Genomic DNA, 728 nt, shown 5'->3' with positions numbered 1-728 from the left:
ATAGTTTGAAATTATATATAACAGGAGGAATTAAATTATGAAAAAATTATTAATGGGAGCATTAGCAGTATTAACAGTATCATCAATGGCATTTGGAGCTTCAACTCAACAAATGGTTGATTCAACTTTAAGTGCAACAAATCCAGGAGATAAAGTGGGAGCAGGAGTACCTTTTGAAGTTAGAGTAAATATAGCACCAAAAGGACCAGAATTAGTAATCGTTGATGAAAATGATAATATTTACGACACTATGGTATTTGATCATGGAACAAAATTAGCAGGAACACTTAATAGATCAGTTGTTGAAAGAACAGCTATTTTAAAAAGAACAGATAATCACCCATTTTCAGCAGACGCAAGTGGGAAAGTAGGAACAACTCAATATACAGGTCAATTCGCTTTAGCAACAAATAATAATTATGACCCAACAACAAATATTTTAACTTTAGATAAATTATCTTCTGTAGGTGATACAGGTTCAACAACAATGACTATGCCAACAGAATTTAATTTTATAAAACAAGAAAGACCTATAAAAGCAACAGATAACAATATGAGAACTTTAGTACAATCAGTAATCAAAGCAGGAACTAAAGCTGACCCTGGAATGTATGTAGGAAATGGAACATTTACAGCAACTTTAACAGTTAAATAAAACTTTGCTTCAATTTGAAGCAAAGTAAAAACAAATAATAAAAGTTAGTTAGATTCATTAAATTAAGAGCAAG

The 728-nt window shown here is 30.6% G+C and carries 1 protein-coding gene; it reads left to right on the top strand.

The genetic code is table 11. The features are described from left to right. Positions 1–37 precede the first annotated feature (37 nt). Positions 38–655: a hypothetical protein gene (locus L988_RS05745; RefSeq protein WP_047394789.1), complete on the top strand. Its 618-nt coding sequence runs from the start codon at positions 38–40 to the stop codon at positions 653–655. The last annotated feature ends 73 nt before the right edge of the window (positions 656–728 follow it).

Origin of the sequence: Cetobacterium sp. ZWU0022, from assembly GCF_000800875.1 — a bacterium.
Classification (GTDB): Bacteria; Fusobacteriota; Fusobacteriia; order Fusobacteriales; family Fusobacteriaceae; genus Cetobacterium_A.
The sequence above is the reverse complement of the archived record's forward strand: the minus strand, read 5'-3'. Positions and strand labels throughout refer to the sequence as shown.